Here is a 3,084-nt window from a genome sequence, read left to right on the forward strand (position 1 = left end):
TTTCGGCCCAGCCATATCCGCTACCGCCGCGGTGTGGAGGCGGGCCGGCTGCCGGCCTCGTCCTTCCCGGCACCGGGCGGCGCGCTCTTCAGCTGGGTCGCAGTGGCCTTCCTGGCGCTCGTCACCTGTCTGATCGCGTACGACAAGGACGCGCGGGTCTGTCTGTATGTGGCGGCGGTCTGGGCGGTGGGCCTGGCGGCCGGCTGGCAGTTCCTCAAGCGGCGCGATCCGGCGATCGCGGAGCGCGCCCAGCGGGAGTACGCCTCGGCGGCGGACTGACTGACCGTACGAGCCCGACCGTACGGTTCGGCTCGTACACGTACGGACCCGTACCGCGGTCGGCCGTACACCTGTCGTTCCAAGGCCCTCGGATCACTGGTCCGAGGGCCTTCGTGGCCCGTCGGCGCCGGCCCGTCTCCGGCCCGGCGCGGCCGTTTATATTCTCCTCATGCTCACCATCACCCAGGCCCTGCACGATCAGATCGTCGCGCACGCGCGAGCCGACCATCCCGACGAGGCCTGCGGAGTGGTCGCGGGCCCGGCGGGCAGCGGACGGGCCGAGCGGTTCATCCCCATGCTCAACGCCGCGCGCTCGCCCACCTTCTACGAGTTCGACTCGGCGGATCTGCTCAAGCTCTACCGCGAGATGGACGACCGCGACGAGGAGCCGGTGATCATCTACCACTCGCACACCGCGACCGAGGCCTATCCGTCCCGTACGGACATCACCTACGCCAATGAGCCCGGCGCCCACTATGTGCTGGTCTCCACGGCGGACGCGGACGGCACGGGACCGTTCCAGTTCCGCTCGTACCGGATCGTCGACGGAGAGGTCACCGAGGAGCCCGTCGAGATCGTCTGAGAGACTCACGGCTGAACCAGGGCGGCAGGACCCAGGAAGCCGGTGCGAAACCGGCGCGGTCCCGCCACTGTGACCAAGCTCCGCTTGGCAGCCAGGAACTGACCTGCCGCCCTTCTCCCACCAGCCAGGGGACGCGGAAATCCCCCGGAGGAGGCCCAGCCGTGTCTGTTCCGTCCCGGCGCCGCCGTGCGCTCACGCCCGCCGTCATATCCGCCGCCGCGATCGCCGTACTGCTCCCGCTCGCCGCCTGTGGCACTTCCACGGACGCCGCCGGCCCCGCGGACGGCGGGCCCGCCGGCAAGGCCGCGCCCGGCTTCCCGTACACCGTCACCAACTGCGGTGTGACGACCACCTACCAGGCGCCGCCGAAGCGTGTGGTCACCATGAACCAGCACGTCACCGAGGTCATGCTCGCGCTCGGTCTGGAGAAGTCCCTCGTCGGCACCGCCTATCTGGACGACCGGATCCTTCCCGCCTACGAGAAGGCGTACAAGAGCGTCCCGGTCCTCGCCGAGGAGTACCCGTCCAAGGAGAGACTGCTCGCGGCGAATCCCGACTTCGTCTACGGCGGATACGCCAGCGCCTTCGATGCCAAGGACGGCCGCGGCCGCGACGATCTCAAGGCGGCCGGTATCAGCACCCGGCTCAGTCTGGAGAACTGCGCGGACGGCACGACCTCGATGGACGACGTCTACCGGGAGGTCGAGGAGACCGGCCGCACCTTCGGCGTCCAGGACCGCGCCGAGCAGTGGATCGCGGACGCACGCACCACCGTCGCGTCGGCCGCCGACGAGCTGAAGGGCGTCGAACCGCTCTCCGTCTTCGTCTACGACAGCGGCGACAAGACCGCCTTCTCCGCGGGCGGCAAGGGCATCGGCAATGAGCTGATCGAGCTGGCCGGCGGGCGCAATGTCTTCGCCGACCTCGACAAGTCCTTCGGCGATGCCACCTGGGAACAGGTCGTCGCTCGCGAGCCAGAGGTCGTCGTCATCTACGACTACGGCTCCACCACCGTCGCGCAGAAGAAGAAGCGCCTGCTGGAGGATCCGGTCCTCAAGGACATACCGGCCATCAGGAACCAGCGGTTCGCCGTCATGCCGCTCTCGGACGTGGTCCTCGGCGTCCGGGCACCGGCCGCCGTCGAACGGCTCGCGGCCCAGCTCCATCCCGAGTCCGTGAAGTAAGCGCCGCCATGACACGCGCCACCGCGCCCGCCCATGCGTATGGGCGGCTCCGCCGCACCCTGGTGCTCGGCTCCCTCGCCGCCGCGCTCGCCGTCGCCGTCGTCGCGGGCCTCGCCCTCGGCTCCGTACGGATCCCGCCCGGTCAGGTGATCACGATCCTGACCGGCCGCGCGGAGCCGGGCCCGTTCCGCACCATCGTGCTCGACGTACGGCTGCCGAGAGTGCTGCTCGGTGTGATCGTCGGCGCCGGACTCGCCGTCGTCGGCACCGTCCTCCAGGCGCTCGTACGCAACCGGCTCGCCGATCCGTTTCTGCTCGGCATCTCCTCCGGCGCCTCCTCCGGCGCCGTGCTGGTGCTGGTCCTCGGCATCGGCGGCGGAGTGACCACCACCGTCGCGATGCCGGCCGCCGCCTTCGCCGGCGCGCTCCTCGCGCTGGCGCTGGTGTACGGGCTGGCCCGGCGCGGCTCCACGATGACCGGCGGCGGGCTCGTGCTCGCGGGCGTCGCCGTCTCGTACATCCTCTCCGCGCTCACCACCCTCATCCTGGTCGTCTCCGCCAGGCCCGAGCACTTCCAGGAGGCGCTGTACTGGTCGCTGGGCGGCCTCGGCAGCGCCCGCTGGGCCACGCTCGTACCGCCCGCCGTCGCGCTCACCGCCGGGACCGCCCTGCTCATGGCGCTGGCCAGACCGCTCGATCTGCTGCTGGCGGGCGAGGAGGGCGCGACCGTGCTCGGTCTCGACACCTCGCGCTTCCGCGCCGCGGTCTTCATCCTCGCCTCCCTGGTCACGGCCGTGATGGTGGCCGCGAGCGGCGCGGTCGGCTTCATCGGGCTGCTGGCGCCGCACGCCGCCCGGATGGCCGTCGGCGCCGGTCACCGCGCGCTGCTGCCCGTCGCGGCGCTGGGCGGAGCGGTCGTCCTGGTCGTCGCCGATCTCGCGGCGCGTACCGTCGCCGCGCCGCAGGACATCCCGGTCGGCGTGCTCACCGCGCTCACAGGCGGGCCGCTGTTCCTGTGGCTGATGCGCCGCCGCCCGG

At 71.4% G+C, this 3,084-nt stretch carries 3 protein-coding genes, 1 pseudogene and 1 riboswitch; all 4 genes and pseudogenes read left to right on the forward strand.

The genetic code is table 11. From position 1 onward, the window contains the following. Window positions 1-279 (forward strand): annotated as a pseudogene (gene proY / locus GA0115259_RS34670) (proline-specific permease ProY); the annotation flags it as partial. A 169-nt stretch (window positions 280-448) separates the two neighbouring features. Continuing rightward, the gene (locus tag GA0115259_RS34675; protein WP_093604260.1) at window positions 449-862 is read left to right on the forward strand and encodes a M67 family metallopeptidase; all 414 of its coding nucleotides are present in this window, start codon (window positions 449-451) and stop codon (window positions 860-862) included. Between the two features lies 1 nt (window position 863). Continuing rightward, a riboswitch (cobalamin riboswitch) is annotated at window positions 864-984 on the forward strand. A gap of 84 nt (window positions 985-1,068) precedes the next feature. Further along, window positions 1,069-2,046 (forward strand): ABC transporter substrate-binding protein, encoded by a 978-nt coding sequence (locus GA0115259_RS34680; RefSeq protein ID WP_176732759.1) that lies wholly within the window; start codon window positions 1,069-1,071, stop codon window positions 2,044-2,046. An 8-nt stretch (window positions 2,047-2,054) separates the two neighbouring features. Continuing rightward, a partial coding sequence (locus tag GA0115259_RS34685) for a FecCD family ABC transporter permease (RefSeq protein ID WP_093604264.1) occupies window positions 2,055-3,084 on the forward strand: 1,030 nt, incomplete at its 3' end.

This window comes from Streptomyces sp. MnatMP-M17 (genome assembly GCF_900091995.1).
Lineage (GTDB): Bacteria > Actinomycetota > Actinomycetes > Streptomycetales > Streptomycetaceae > Streptomyces.